The sequence below is a fragment of the Agarivorans litoreus genome (genome assembly GCF_019649015.1).
GTDB classification, from domain to species: Bacteria; Pseudomonadota; Gammaproteobacteria; order Enterobacterales; family Celerinatantimonadaceae; genus Agarivorans; species Agarivorans litoreus.
Map to the genome: position 1 here is coordinate 1,399,490 of NZ_BLPI01000001.1, position 13,887 is coordinate 1,413,376.

The window sequence follows — 13,887 nt, forward strand, 5'->3', positions numbered from 1 at the left end:
ACCTTTTATTTGGAATCATCTACTATGAGCAATACTACTACCGCTAACCCAGCCCCACTTGGATTGATGGGTTTCGGTATGACTACCGTGTTATTAAACATTCACAATGCTGGCTTTTTTCCAATTGATGCAATGATTTTGGCCATGGGCATTTTCTACGGTGGTTTATCTCAAGTTATTGTAGGGATTATGTGTTTCAAACGTGGTGATACTTTTGGCACCACAGCTTTTACCTCTTACGGCTTATTCTGGTTAACTCTAGTAGGTTTGTTGGTACTACCTAAAATGGGCTTAGCTGAGCCGAGTCCGCATACCTTTATGGGCTGGTATTTAGCACTTTGGGGCTTATTCACGGCATTTATGTTTATCGGTTCGTTGCGCTACCCAACCGCTAAACAAGTTGTATTTGGTAGCTTAACCATTTTATTTGCACTGCTTGCGCTACGTGATTTCACCGGCAGTGAATTGATAGGAACCATTGCTGGCTACGAAGGCATCTTCTGTGGTCTATCAGCCATTTACTTTGCTATGGCACAAGTACTTAATGCTGAATATGGCCGTACTATTCTACCAGTTGGTCGCCCAATGAAGTTTGAAGACAACAGTGCGCCACTAAAAGTGGCTGCGTAAGCGATAGTTCATTAATTAACTGCGCTACCACGGTTGGTTTTGCTGGCTGTGGATCATCTTCTATAAGTGATTGAATATCTTCAATATAAGCGTCTATCTTAGCTAAGACATGGCGCTTTTGTTGTTTATTGGCCAGGGCTAATATTTCACTCATGCCTTGTGCCCACAACTGCCGATTATGATAGAAACGCTCGCTTAAGCCCGGCGGCCAAAGTGATTCTGAATTAACCATCAATACATAAAATGCTTGCTCAAAACTTTCTGACTTACTTTGCCCACTTAAAGAGTAAGCCAGATATTGCTGCCAGCGACTTTGCACGTTGTGCCAATCGGCGCGAGTATCAATAAGCTGTATAGCCAGCTGCTCTATTACCTGTTGTTGTTTGGGTGATACATCACCTAGCCAGCGCTCAACACTGTTAGAAATGTGTTCAATACGGTAATCATAATGACTTTGCTGGCGGTCGTTATCTTCGCGCTGCTCGGCTAGCTTAGCAATAAAATCTGATAGCTGCTGCGAAGAAGCAGTTTGCGCTAACTGCGCTACATCAATATACACATGACCAGCCAATACCCGATAATGCTCTTGCCAAGCATCAACTTGCTCCAATAATTGCTGTTGGCTGATACCACTATTGATTTGAGCATGAAACAGCTGAAGCTGAGCCAAGTATACTGGCAACTGTTCATTCCTGTGCCATAGCAACCAGCTTTTTAACATGGGTTTGAAAGCGGCTTTTTGCTCACTGTTCATTTCGATGTAATCATCGATGTACCAGTAAGCCAGCCAGTTAAGGTTGTTATACACAAAACGCATACCACAGCCGCTCAGTAAGCCGCTGAGTATCAATATCAGTATCCATCTAAAAGGCTTCGTTTGCATAACACCTCCTTTAATAAACAGACCCAAGGAACCGGAAATAGTTCTCACTCTGCAGCTATTTAATTATTAAGGCTTGTGAGATTAATTCAAGCGGAGTAGATTAGCCCTACTTGCAATGATGGCGTGAAACCAAGCACGCAATGGATGGTTAATTGGTTGGTTTAACTAAGAAATTATTACTGGTATTAGTAGTTATTGCTGGCGCTTTTGGACTTGGCGCCGGTGTAAGTTATTGGCAGCAACAACAGCTTGATGTACTAGACTTTAAGCACTGCCAACAACTGCATAATGGTCGCTGTGAGTGGCAAGTTAATGAGCAAACATGGCAATTAACCTTACCTAGCGACCAACTTCCCGCCATGTTAAGCCAAAATATTGAGTTAAGCACCAACCAGGAAAACCCTCCCAACTTAGAACTCCGTTTACAAGGCATAGAAATGTACATGGGCGAAATCAAGCTGCAGCTCGAGCCTAACAAACATGGTCGCTATCAATCGGATATTTTGCTGCCGATTTGTAACACTGGAAAAATGCGCTGGCGAGCAGAAATTGTTTCTTTAGACCCCACCCAACCTGTTGCTCTTAGTTTTGAGGTAGATAGCCAATGAAATACCTAGCATGGATTGCTCTAATTATTGTTAGTGGATTAGCCGGAGTAATGAGTTTTCAATGGCTTTCTGCTGAATCTAGCCCTAAACAAGCGGCTGTAAGCAATAAAGTGATTGCTACCGTACCGGTAAACTTATTCAAAATTACCAGCAGTGACGGGCGCTTTACAGAACTGAATAACGATAAACAACTCTATATTGCTTACTTTGGTTTTACCCACTGCCCAGACGTTTGTCCAACGTCTTTAGCAGTACTTAGCGCTGCGCTGCAGGGGATATCAGCGCCACAACGCCAGCAACTGCAAAGCTTGTTTGTTAGTGTTGACCCAAAACGTGATGACCCAGAAACGGTGTCCACCTACGCAGGTTATTTTCATCCAGATATCGTTGGCTTAAGCCCGCAAGAAGGCCAGCTATTAGGCTTAACCCAAAGCTTGGGAGTGTATTACAAATATGTAGATATTCCCGACTCACAACTGGAATACAGCGTTGACCACAACTCATTTTTTTATTTCTTAAATGCTCAAGGCGAGTTACTGGCAAAAGTGCCACACACCCTAGACCCGGAGCCTTTAGTCACCAAAATTCAACAATTACTTCCTCAATAAAATAAGGATTAACCATGCGCTCAATCTTGCTCGCTCTCAGTCTTTTATTTAGCATTCACCTAGCAGCCAATGATGCCGCTATTACCGTTAACGAGGCGTATGCGAGAGCTACTCCACCTAATGCGCCCACCAGCGCAATCTTCCTAACAATGACCAATACCAGTGAACAAACTGTTAGCTTAGTATCAGCCAGTACGCCTGCTGCCGGCCGTGTGGAGTTGCATACCATGTTAATGGACGGTGATGTCATGCAAATGCGTCAAGTGGAAAAAATCGAGGTGCCAGCAGGAAAACAGGTAGAGCTAAAGCCGGGCGGTTTGCACTTAATGCTATTTGATTTAGCCAGCAACTTTGCCGAAGGTGAAGAAGTGGAATTAACGCTGGTCTTTTCCGATGGCGGTCAGCAACAGCTCACTGTGCCAGTAAAAAAAGTGATGCATAAAATGAAGCACCACCACTAAAATCTCGACTCGACAAAAATTATTGGGATTAAGCCTGTGCCTAATCCCATTAGATGAGTACTATTCAGACAGGTATCTGTCCAAAGATATACCGTAATCACGCGCCGATACCGCGCTTTCTATTTCTTCATGCTCATACTTACTAAGATCTAAGATCTTAACTTCTGTATGGGTATTCGTTAAGGTATTAAAAACTTGCTTAACCACTGGCTGTAGAGGCTTAAGCTCATTACGCTCAACCACTACACCTAACTTACCCGATTTTAATTTGACCAAGGTACCTACTGGGTACACCCCCATGCAACGGATAAACTTTTCCACCAGGGCCTTATCAAACTGAGTACCAACCCCCGATAACAAAATTCGGAACGCTGCTGTTGGCGGCATACCACTTTTATATACGCGGTCTGCGGTTAGTGCATCGTAACAATCCACAATGTTGGCCATACGAGTATAAGCCGATAATTCATCACCTTTGAGCTTATTAGGGTAACCCAAGCCATCTAAACGTTCGTGGTGATTACTGGCGATTTCGAGCATTATTTTACTAATGCCGTCTTGCGCCTTAAGAATCTGATGGCTATGCACCACATGCTCTCGCATAATCACAAATTCTTCATCCGTGAGCTTACCAGGTTTATGTAAGATCTCATCAGGAGTATTAATCTTGCCGATATCATGCAACATCCCGCCCATCAGTAAATGCTTTTGCTTTGACCGATTCATACCAAGGGAGCGCCCAAAATAGGCCAGTAACATCCCCACATTCAGTGAGTGCTCCATTAAATACTTATCTTTGGCACGAATTTTTGCTAAACACAACATGGCGTTGCTTTGGTTTTCTAGCGAGTCAATTAAACCTTCAGCGGCTTTTTCCATTGGTGCTATATCAATGGGCTCGCCTTGTTGTAATTGCTTAAAGTATTTTGATTGTAAGCTTTTAGCTTCGTTAAATAGCTTTTTAGCCGCTTGCTTCTCGCTTTCGCCGCTACGCTTTTTTGGTTTACTACTTGAGCTATTAATTTCAGAAGATTTTGCTTTAGGCTCCTGCTCTGAAAACACGCTTCGGGACCAATCCACAGTTACAACCTTAACCCCTTTACTTTTTAAAGCGGTAACTTGTTTAGCCTGAGTAATACGCCCAGATTGAGCAATACTGGTTTTTCCCGTTTGACTGGTGATGGATACAACAAACATGCCTTCTTTTAGGGCATCAATGTTGATGGTTCTTATATCGGCTTTAGGGTTTGTCATACGGCTTGGCAATCACTCATCCAAATTACTGCTATAGGTAGAAAAACACTGCTCGAGTAATACTAAAGCAATCAAAAAAAATAGCCTTCTTTAGAACTGTAGAATGTTATCGCTATCAAAAAAGGGAAATGAAATGTAAATTTTTTCGAAAGTTTAATCAACTGCTAAATCTAGCAGGGCTAAGTATTCATTTGCGAGCATTTGAATTTTCTCCCTATCTTTATCTGAGAAGCCTTGTTTCTTTGGTTCTAAAGAAGAGAAATTAAGTGTTCCAATAATTTCACCATGCTTGACTAAAGGAGTGCCAATGTAGCTTTCTAAATGCATAGCCTGATAACAAGGGTGTAAACACATATCGGTCATGGCCCCCACTTGCTGGTAATCCAACACTTTGGCTTGGCTTACTACATCGGCACAGTAAGTCATATCTAAAGAAAATTCATCACCAGGCTTTACGAGATCAAGGCTAGAATACGCGGCCTCTACGACATAACGATTATTTTCAATTTTGCTCACAATACCAAGCTGCATATCAAAAGCTTGCGCTGCTTCTTTTAACCACTGTTGTACTTCCATGTGTAACTCCAATCAGGTTCGAAGAAAGCTAAAGACCAATAATCTAATCTTAGTGCAGATTTGGTTGTTGTTTTAACAATGCTTAGTATACTTTGCTTCATGCAAACACTCGAGCTTTGGCGTTTAGGTATTTTTGTTGGGCTGCTGGCCCTTTTTATGCTGCTAGAAATAGCTTGGCCAAGGCACAAGCGCACTATCCCCCGCTCCCAACGTTGGCCAGCCAACTTTGGGTTAATCCTAGTAAATAGCTTATGTTTAAAGCTGCTATTTCCTATCACCACTTTAGCGCTTGCTAGTTGGGCGCAACATCAGCAATGGGGTTTGTTTAATCAGCTAAACCTTAGCGCAGCCATTGACGTACCTTTGTGTGTGATTTTGCTCGATCTGGCGATTTATTGGCAACATAGGTTATTCCACTCGCTACCTTGGCTATGGCGAATTCACCGTATACACCATGTCGACCCAGATTATGATGTAAGCCTTGGATTACGTTTCCACCCTATCGAAATAGCCTTATCGATGCTGATTAAACTAGGCTTGATTGTATTACTTGGCGTGCCAGTATTAGCGGTGTTTTTATTTGAGGTGATACTAAATGGCATGGCGATGTTCAATCACAGCAATCTAAAGCTACCGTTAAAACTAGATGCCTTATTGCGAAAGCTGCTTGTCACTCCTGATATGCACCGAGTACATCATTCGCAAAGATATCATGAACATAATGCCAACTACGGCTTTAACCTAGCGGTTTGGGATAGATTGTTTCATAGTTATGTCGCTCAACCGCAAGATGGACATAGCCAACTAAAATTTGGCTTAAGTCTCTGGCCTAATGCTAAAGATAACCGCCAACTCAAAGGCTTATTAAGCCTGCCGTTTCGCTCACCGAGCAAATAAGCTAAAGCCAATCAGCAATAGCGTTATCAAGCCAAATTAACGGCTTTTACATGTCTAAAACTTCACCAAAAACCATTTTACAAAACTCCACTTGGTGAGAGTCTCAATTCCTTGCTATATTTCAGCTCCGCGCGAACAAGGAAATAGAGATGTATAGCAGCTTATTGATGATTTTAGGGGCATTAATTGTCGGTTACATGATTCCCGTAAAACATCCCTCGGCTTTACTTGCTATTCGCCGACTAAGTAGCTGGATGCTATACCTGATTCTATTTCTGATGGGTTATGGCTTGGCCTTCATTGATAACCTTGGTCAAAACATTATTCAGCTATTTAGCCAAAGCGCAGTATTAGTGAGTTTATTGCTCACCTTCAATCTAAGTGCCTTGTACTTTGTGGGGCGCTATTTGGCGATGCCAACCGCGGAACCTATCCACAAAAAAAGCAATAGCAAACTCGCGATGTTTAAAGAACCTGCGTTGCTTATCGCACTGCTGATAACCGGTTTAGTTTCGGGCTTGGCTTACCAGCAACAATTACCCGCTCAATCTGTATTAGCTGAATATGCACTTATTCTGCTAATTTTTTGTATTGGTATCGAGCTGCGAAGTGCCGGTATTAGTGTTTGCCAGATGTTGCTTAATCGGCGCGGCTTAATTGTTGCGGTGGTAATGGTGCTTAGCTCCTTACCTGCTGGCGCGATTACTGCCTACTTATTCGACTTACCCTTAAACCTAGGTTTAGCCATGAGCAGCGGCTTTGGTTGGTATTCACTATCGGGCGCTTTATTAAGTAAAGCAGCAACTCCCTTAATTGGTAGTACTGCCTTTTTTGCCGATTTAAGCCGCGAATTAATTACCCTGCTATTAATTCCAGTTTTAATGCAGCGCTCGCCCGCCGCCACTATTGGTTATGCCGGCGCAACTGCCATGGACTTCTCCTTGCCTATGCTGCAGCGTGCTGGCGGCAACCAACTAGTGCCGATAGCCATTGCCAGCGGCTTTATTCTTAGCCTACTTTGTCCGGTAATGATTTTACTACTGGTTAACTTTGTCTAATCATTGTGATTAAAGTCGGCAATGGCCTTGTCTAATAGCTTCAAATCTTCTGGATAATCATGACTAAGTTGGTGGATCCAATCTTCAACATTATCCCACCATGCGGGTAACTCCGGCGATTGAATTTTGTTGGCTAAACGCTGGATTCTCGCTAAACCTATCGAGCCCGCAGCACCCTTAATTTTATGCGCCTCAGAGGCAATGCCATCCTGGTCTTTTGCAAACAAGTTACTCTCGAGTACTTTCATGTAATCAGGCATCACTTGCTTGAACAAATTGATGCTATCGTTAAGCACTTTTACCCCAATGGTCTCGCAAAACTGCTCAACTAAATCTAAATCTAAGATCGGCATAGAGCTGCGACTTAATGCCTGTTTAGGGTTTACTGCTGGCTCGACTTCTGGCTCTTCGCCAATCGCAAACACACGATTAAAACAATGCACTACCGCATTGCGATTAATCGGTTTGTGAATAACATCAACCATGCCCGCTTTAGCAAATTCGCTTTTGCTGTTTACCACATTGGCGGTAAGGGCCACTAAAGGAGGTAAATGCTGCTTGGCGAATTGCTCCTGCCAACGTTTGGCAATATCAAAGCCAGTCATATCAGGTAGCTGAATATCTAGTAAAACCAAGTCGAAGTTATCAGGGTCAAATACTTCTAGCGCCTGCTCACCGCTCATGGCCACCTCAACATAGTGACCCAATTTTTCGAGAAGTGCTTTGGCTATGGTGACGTTTAGCTCAACGTCTTCAACCAGCAGGATATCTAATGGAGGATGATCAATTTGTTCAGCTTCATCAGGAATAGCATCTAAAGTAACTTTTAGGGTAACGGTAAAGCATGAGCCTTCTCCCTCTTTGCTGCTAACGCTAATGTCACCACCCATTGCACGAACTAGCTGGCGAGAGACCGACAAACCAATGCCGGTACCGGTTGCTGATTTACTGCCTTCTACTTGGTAGTACATGGCAAAAATCTCTTCCAACTGGTCTTTAGGAATGCCTGGTCCGGTATCTTCAATCATCAATTCAAGTTGCACTTCTTGCTCAGACAAAGGCTCGGCTTTTATGGTTAAAGCAACTTCGCCCTGCTCGGTAAACTTAACTGCGTTATGGGTTAAATTCCACAGCACTTGGCGCAGGCGCGTTGGGTCGCCCATGATGCTATTGGGAATAGGACCAATTTGCTCAAAACGAAAATCTAAGCCCTTACTTTGTAACTGCATTTTAGTGAGCGTTTCAATGTCGGTAACTAAGGCTTTAAAGTCCATTGGCTCTAGCGACACCGCAAAGCGACGCCGGTCTAGCTTATCTAAATCAATAATATCGTTGAAAATATTACCCAGGGTAGTCGCACTCAATAAGATGGTATTTACGTGTTTGCGCTGGTCATCATTAAGTGGGGTGTCTAATAACATTTGGCTTAAACCCACCACCCCATTAAGCGGAGTGCGCAACTCGTGGCTCAGCGTAGAGATAAACTGAGTTTTATCTCGATTGGCTTTCTCAATATTAGCTTGATGGCGCATTCTCTCGGTAATGTCTCGACCAAAACCTAACAAACCTAAACGGTTACCATTACGCCCATAAAATGGCACTTTACGCAGTTCAAAGAACGCTTTGCGCCCATCGGGATACTCTAACCACTGCTCGTAGGTAAGCGGCTTATCATTGTCAAAGACTTGGTGATCGGTTTCCACAATTTTATCAGCAATATCTTCCGGGTAAACGTCGTAGGGAGTAAGGCCAATAAGTTGCTTTTCAGAGCGCCCAACCAACTGCTCTAACGCTAAGTTACAACCGGAAAACTGGCCTTGCTCATTACGGTAATACACTAAGTCGGGAGAACTATCGATAAAACTACGTAACAAGGCAGAGTGTTCTTCCAGCTCTTGTTGCGCTTGTTGGCGTTGCCTTACTTCTTGCTCTAAGTTGGCCATGGCTTGGCCACGAGCAGCTTCGGCTTTCTCGCGCTCATCAATCTCATTATTTAGCTGGCTGATGTTGGCTTTAAGTTTATTGGTAAGCTGCAGGTCTCGCGAGCGCATTTTTTCGAGCTTACGGATCATCTTGCTTAAGCGTTGGCGCGAGTCTTCAATTTGCTCTACCACCACCGACATAAAAAACACCGCCCACGGCGTAATAATTAAACCAAAAAACACCGAGCGAACTAAATCCACCGACGACACCTGGCCAGTAAGCGCGAAGGTAACACTCATTTGGATTGCCAAAGCCACTAAAATAATGGCGCTAGCTAAGCTTATGGTAAATTTAACTACGCCCAATCGAGATAATAAATGAACGTAATAGGTGGCAAGATTTTTCAGTGGCGTCATTAAGCCAGATTCCTTTTATAGCGCGAAGCAAGCTAAGCAAATGTTAGGGTCTGTTAATCTTTGCTGATGGTTTTTTGCAGCAATTTATTAGCCATTTAGGCAAGGCAGTGAGTGTACAGTTAAGTGGGCTTAATAATCACTCGCTAACGCTGAATAAATGGCTAAAAAATGCTGCCCGAAGGGTTCGGATAAGCGAACTTTACTCTTTGTTAAGCAATTCTTGCTTAGCCCACTAGGCTTCTAAGTGCTCGCCGCGATTAAAGCCGCTTATCTCGAACAAAATTTCAACACCAAAGATCAACAGACCCTAGCTAATTCATAAAATAAAGATGGTTAATATTAACCTAGCTTTTGTGGTATAACAGCCCATCTTTTTGTGTCATATAAATGCAATGAGCCCTAGGGGCTGTTTTTCTTTCGAGCTGATTTTTGCAGCCATTTGTGGCTTATTTATACAAGGCAGAAGCTTTAATGTGTAGTTAGTCTACATGAGAAGCTGATAACGCAGTAGAAATAAGCCACAAACGCTGCCCGAAGGGTTCGACTAAAATCGTTGTATGCTTTGTTAAGGCATGTTTACCTAGAATGCTAGGCTTCACATTCCTTGCCGCGCCTAAAACGATTTTTTCGCGAACAAAATTTAACCGCGAAAGATAAACAGCCCCTAGCTCACGCATCCTGTTGTGGAGTACTAAGTGCATGTCTACTGCAATGCCTGACGTAGCAAACTCAAGCCGCGCCCAAACCGAAGGAAAGCTCGATTGGGTAGGTATGAGCCAAATTGAAATGCCCATAATGCTGGCATTTGAAGCACAAGCAGCTAGCCGCGTGAGTGCTAAAATTGAGGCCTTTGTCAGCTTAGATGACCCACAAGCCAAAGGCATTCATATGTCTCGTTTATATTTGATATTGGATCAATTATCTAACGAAGGCGTATTGGATTATGCTGGATTACACCGCGTTTTGGATCAGTTTATTGAAAGTCATCAAGATTTAAGTGAGCAAGCGCAGGTTCGCTTTAGCTTCGACTACCATTTGCGCCGTAAATCGCTGTTATCAGGCAAAACCGGTTGGAAGGCTTATCCCGTTGCAATCACTGCCACTCGTCACCAACAACAAACCATTATTGAGCTTGAAGTTGAGGTTCCGTACTCATCCACATGCCCTTGCTCGGCCGCGCTATCACGCCAGCTTATTCAGCAGGCCTTCAAACAACAGTTTGCCGATGAGCAAGTTTCAAGTGAAGCGGTGCATCAATGGCTTGGCAGCAGTGAAGGCATAGTTGCTACACCCCACAGTCAGCGTAGTATCGCTCAGCTAAAAGTTAAAATTGCCACTGAACAGCAAGATATTCCCATAATCAGTTTGCTTGATGAAGTGGAAAGTAGTTTAAAAACCCCAGTACAGGCGGCGGTTAAACGTGAAGATGAACAAGAATTTGCTCGCCTTAATGGGCAAAACTTGATGTTCTGTGAAGATGCAGCTCGCCGTTTACAACACAGCTTAAATAGCCGAGCAGACTTAGTTGATTTTTGGTTAAGGGTAAACCACTTAGAAAGCTTACATGCTCATGATGCTGTAAGTATTGTAACTAAAGGCATTGAGCAAGGTTACAGCGCCTAGCTAGGGCGCTGTTTTTGTAGCCTCTATAGCGCTGTCTCCGGCGCTACAGTAGCGGGCTTTACCCTGATGTTTAGCACGATAAAGCTGCAAATCTGCCACCCTTACCAGTTCACCATAATCCACACCCTGTTGAGGAATAACGCTGGCCACGCCAATACTTACCGATACAAAGTCGCTCACATCTGAAAATGCATGGGGAATCTCTGCTTCTTTCATATTGTGCAACACGGTTTCGGCGATTTGCTTGGCACCTTCACAGCCGGTGTTAGGTAGCAAAATAGCAAACTCTTCACCGCCATAACGGGCCACAAGATCGGAACCACGCTTCACCGAGCGGCTAATTAACTTAGCCACTTGGCGCAAGGCTTCGTCGCCCTGTTGGTGGCCATAGTTATCGTTATATTGCTTGAAGCAGTCAATATCCAACAATAACAAACTTAACTCTACCCCTTCACGACGATGGGTTAGCCACAGCTGCAATAGTTTCTCATCAAAGCTACGGCGGTTAGCGACCTGAGTTAGGCTGTCGATAAAGCTGAGTTCCTGTAACTGCATAATCGCATCAGCCAATTGCTGCTCGGTGGCTTTACGCTCGGTAACATCTCGCGTGATGAAGATAATGCCACGCTCGCCACTCACATCATCAAAATACGGGCCTTTGATCACCTCATACCAAATCTGGTGACCATCATCTAAGTACACTAGTTCTTCATAACGGATCGGCTTGCCATCTTCTAAAATTTGGCGGTTTTGCAACTGATGCTGCTCTAACTGTTCTTCACTAAGAACCTCAGTAAGGTGTTTGCCTAACAACTCATCACTGGTAAAACCAAACATTTTGGCGAAGGGTTCGTTTCCGCCAACAAAATTACCTTTATCATCAATAAAGCCCAATGGATCGGGGGTTGAGTTAAACACGGTGCGAATAAGGTTGTTTTGCCGCCCTAACTCTTTCTCGGAGCTAATTCGGTTTTGGTTTTCATGTTCCAGTTTACGGTTAAGCTCGTGCCACTTGGTTACGTCGTAAGACACATTAAGCACACCTGTCACTTCGTTTTGTTGGTTCTTAAGTGGATAGACATTATTTTGCAGCAGGATTTGTCGGCTATCTGGGGCACTAAACCATTCGGTATGTTGGCAAGGCTTGCCCGCTAATACTTGATCATCATAGGCTTGGCTGCGTTCCAGTTCATTACGAGTTAAAAAATCGCTAAGTTTTTTGCCGGTTAACTCGCCCGGCTTTAAACCATGAAAGCCCGCCCATGCTTGGTTACAGCCAAGTAAACGCTCATTAGCGTCTTTAAAGTAAATAAATTCGGGAATGGAGTTAAGCACGTTAGCAAACAGTTTTTGCTCTTGCTCAATTCGGTTTAAATAAGAATAACCTTGGGCATTTTCGTAAGCATTAATAAACCATACTTCGCGGCCATTATGCGCAGTTAAGCTAGCGTAAAGCAGCAAAACCCGGGTTTGCTGGGGGAAATTCACCACCCAGTGAACACCTTCAATTTTAGCCGAAGATTGATGGGGCTTTAGTAGTTCTAACAATTGTCCAAGATGGGCTGCATCAGAAAACTGCCAACGCTTGCCGTTGTTAGCTAATTGCAGTAACTCACAGACACGAGGATTAGCAAAAATAACCTGCTTGGCTTCTAGGTCAATCATCAGCTGAGCAGCGGGAGACTTCACCATTGCCGCGCGCTGAGCACGCACTTTTCTGCGAGTAAAGGCCCACATAATTACTACCGCAACGAGTAGTATGCTTAGTAGCGCAATAGTAGCCTGCATCCAGACTGCCGGATAAAAACTTTCGTGCATCGATTGTCCATTTTTTCTGCAACCGCTGCTACTTTACATGATTATATTACATAAGAAAATAATCATTTACTAAACAAGCAATTAGCTCACAATTACTAAGTCAAGCTCTAGCTTAAAGCACTGCCTTGGGGGCCATCACAGGCCAGCTTTTTGGCTATATCAGTAAGGGCTAACCACTTGTTTTGGCACCAATTTGGCGCCAGTAAAACCGGCGGCCGAGCATGGGCACTTACACGGTGATAAACCACATGTTCAGGGGTATGGCGAATAAGTTTTACCGCTTGTTCAACGTAGTGCTGCTGGCTCATGGTATCTAAGCGGCCTGCTCGCCACGCCTTAGCCATGGTACTACCCTCAACTACATGCAAAGGATGCAGCTTTATGCCAGCAATACCTTCAGCAAGTACCGCCTTAAGTGATTGCATATAATGTTCAGGCGCTTCTCCAGGCAAGCCTAAGATAAGATGAGCGCATACTTTTAAACCGTATTGGTGGGCACGAGCTACAGCCTTTTGAAACGCCGCAAAATCATGACCACGATTTATTTTCTTTAACGTTTCATCATGGGCAGTTTGCACACCTAACTCTAGCCACACTTCTTTTCCTTGAGTCTGATACTCTGCCAGCATTTCTAACACCGCTTCGGGTACGCAATCTGGGCGGGTACCAATGCATAAACCCACCACAGACTCATCGGCTAAGGCTTGCTGATACATCCCACGCAAATATTCTACTTCGGCATAGGTGCTGGTATAGGCCTGAAAGTAGGCTAAATAGCGGATGTCTTTATGTTTTAGCTCAGCCTTGCGTGCATCCAGCTGTTCGCCAATCGACATCATTTGCTGTTGCGGTTTAACAAAAGCATCTACGTTGCAAAAGGTACAGCCACCTTTACCAATACTGCCATCGCGATTTGGGCAGGTGAAATCGCCATCCACACTTAGCTTGCGCACTCGCCCGCTAAAATGTTGTTTAATATGACGACCTAGGGTGTTTACATATAAATCTAGCTGCACAGCTTTCACTCTTTAATAAAGTGGGAAAAACCCCAAAACGGCGGCTAGTCTACTGGCAGCAGCCAGCTAGGTCTTAGTTGTAGATCAAGGGAGCACAAGATTTAAACATTAGATGA

Annotated in this window: 13 protein-coding genes; 7 read left to right on the plus strand and 6 right to left on the minus strand. The window is 43.9% G+C overall.

Going from position 1 to position 13,887, the window contains the following annotated elements:
• The first annotated feature begins 24 nt into the window (after positions 1 to 24).
• The gene (locus K5L93_RS06455) at positions 25 to 630 is read left to right on the plus strand and encodes an acetate uptake transporter (RefSeq protein ID WP_220718979.1); all 606 of its coding nucleotides are present in this window, start codon (positions 25 to 27) and stop codon (positions 628 to 630) included.
• Here the strand turns inward: K5L93_RS06455 and K5L93_RS06460 are convergent.
• Complete coding sequence (locus K5L93_RS06460) at positions 563 to 1,513, minus strand: DUF6279 family lipoprotein (protein ID WP_220718980.1); 951 nt, start codon at positions 1,511 to 1,513, stop codon at positions 563 to 565. The genes K5L93_RS06455 and K5L93_RS06460 overlap by 68 nt on opposite strands.
• A gap of 152 nt (positions 1,514 to 1,665) precedes the next feature.
• Between K5L93_RS06460 and K5L93_RS06465 the strand changes: the two genes are divergently transcribed.
• From K5L93_RS06465 to K5L93_RS06475, 3 genes are read left to right on the plus strand one after another with little or no spacing between them, the layout of a single operon-like run.
• Positions 1,666 to 2,121, plus strand: a complete 456-nt coding sequence (locus K5L93_RS06465; RefSeq protein ID WP_220718981.1) for a hypothetical protein — start codon at positions 1,666 to 1,668, stop codon at positions 2,119 to 2,121.
• Entirely contained in the window at positions 2,118 to 2,729 is a 612-nt protein-coding gene (locus K5L93_RS06470) for an SCO family protein (RefSeq protein WP_220718982.1), read from the plus strand. Before K5L93_RS06465 ends, K5L93_RS06470 begins: the two co-directional genes overlap by 4 nt.
• Positions 2,730 to 2,743: 14 nt before the next feature.
• On the plus strand, positions 2,744 to 3,190 hold the full coding sequence (locus tag K5L93_RS06475; protein ID WP_220718983.1) for a copper chaperone PCu(A)C: 447 nt from the start codon (positions 2,744 to 2,746) through the stop codon (positions 3,188 to 3,190).
• A 60-nt stretch (positions 3,191 to 3,250) separates the two neighbouring features.
• Here K5L93_RS06475 and K5L93_RS06480 read toward each other — a convergent pair whose 3' ends face one another.
• Both K5L93_RS06480 and K5L93_RS06485 read right to left on the minus strand, forming a co-directional pair.
• Complete coding sequence (locus K5L93_RS06480; RefSeq protein WP_246615005.1) at positions 3,251 to 4,444, minus strand: cyclic di-GMP phosphodiesterase; 1,194 nt, start codon at positions 4,442 to 4,444, stop codon at positions 3,251 to 3,253.
• Positions 4,445 to 4,597: 153 nt separating this feature from the next.
• Complete coding sequence (locus K5L93_RS06485) at positions 4,598 to 5,020, minus strand: GAF domain-containing protein (RefSeq protein WP_220718985.1); 423 nt, start codon at positions 5,018 to 5,020, stop codon at positions 4,598 to 4,600.
• Between the two features lie 99 nt (positions 5,021 to 5,119).
• Between K5L93_RS06485 and K5L93_RS06490 the strand changes: the two genes are divergently transcribed.
• The gene (locus K5L93_RS06490) at positions 5,120 to 5,917 is read left to right on the plus strand and encodes a sterol desaturase family protein (RefSeq protein ID WP_220718986.1); all 798 of its coding nucleotides are present in this window, start codon (positions 5,120 to 5,122) and stop codon (positions 5,915 to 5,917) included.
• 149 nt (positions 5,918 to 6,066) lie between these two features.
• Entirely contained in the window at positions 6,067 to 6,975 is a 909-nt protein-coding gene (locus K5L93_RS06495) for a LysO family transporter (protein WP_220718987.1), read from the plus strand.
• Here the strand turns inward: K5L93_RS06495 and arcB are convergent.
• Positions 6,972 to 9,314: an aerobic respiration two-component sensor histidine kinase ArcB gene (gene arcB / locus K5L93_RS06500; protein WP_220718988.1), complete on the minus strand. Its 2,343-nt coding sequence runs from the start codon at positions 9,312 to 9,314 to the stop codon at positions 6,972 to 6,974. The genes K5L93_RS06495 and arcB overlap by 4 nt on opposite strands.
• Before the next feature lie 699 nt (positions 9,315 to 10,013).
• Between arcB and folE2 the strand changes: the two genes are divergently transcribed.
• Complete coding sequence (folE2, locus tag K5L93_RS06505; RefSeq protein ID WP_220718989.1) at positions 10,014 to 10,937, plus strand: GTP cyclohydrolase FolE2; 924 nt, start codon at positions 10,014 to 10,016, stop codon at positions 10,935 to 10,937.
• Here folE2 and K5L93_RS06510 read toward each other — a convergent pair whose 3' ends face one another.
• Together K5L93_RS06510 and mnmL are read right to left on the minus strand one after the other, a co-directional pair.
• Entirely contained in the window at positions 10,938 to 12,755 is a 1,818-nt protein-coding gene (locus K5L93_RS06510; protein WP_220718990.1) for a sensor domain-containing diguanylate cyclase, read from the minus strand. It abuts the gene before it with no gap.
• Between the two features lie 107 nt (positions 12,756 to 12,862).
• A complete protein-coding gene (mnmL, locus tag K5L93_RS06515) occupies positions 12,863 to 13,771 on the minus strand; it encodes a tRNA modification radical SAM protein MnmL/YtqA (protein WP_220718991.1) in 909 nt (302 codons plus the stop codon).
• Between the last annotated feature and the right edge of the window lie 116 nt (positions 13,772 to 13,887).